Source organism: Christiangramia aestuarii, assembly GCF_009735585.1.
Classification (GTDB): Bacteria; Bacteroidota; Bacteroidia; order Flavobacteriales; family Flavobacteriaceae; genus Christiangramia; species Christiangramia aestuarii.
The window spans coordinates 1-429 of record NZ_VJVW01000102.1; the positions used below are offsets into that span (position 1 = coordinate 1).

1 rRNA gene is annotated in these 429 nt (G+C 54.1%); it reads right to left on the reverse strand.

The features are described 5' to 3' along the window. Positions 1-429 (reverse strand): 23S ribosomal RNA (locus tag FLP08_RS17100); the annotation flags it as partial.

Here is a 429-nt window from a genome sequence, read left to right on the forward strand (position 1 = left end):
CCAAACACCGCCGTCGATATGAACTCTTGGGCGGTATCAGCCTGTTATCCCCGGAGTACCTTTTATCCGTTGAGCGATGGCCCTTCCATACAGAACCACCGGATCACTAAGACCTACTTTCGTACCTGCTCGACGTGTCTGTCTCGCAGTCAAGCGCGCTTTTGCCTTTATACTCTGCGACCGATTTCCGACCGGTCTGAGCGCACCTTCGTACTCCTCCGTTACTCTTTAGGAGGAGACCGCCCCAGTCAAACTGCCCACCATACACTGTCCTCGATCCGGATCACGGACCAGAGTTAGAACCTCAAGCATGCCAGGGTGGTATTTCAAGGATGGCTCCACGCGAACTGGCGTCCACGCTTCAAAGCCTCCCACCTATCCTACACAAGCAGGCTCAAAGTCCAGTGCAAAGCTACAGTAAAGGTTCAC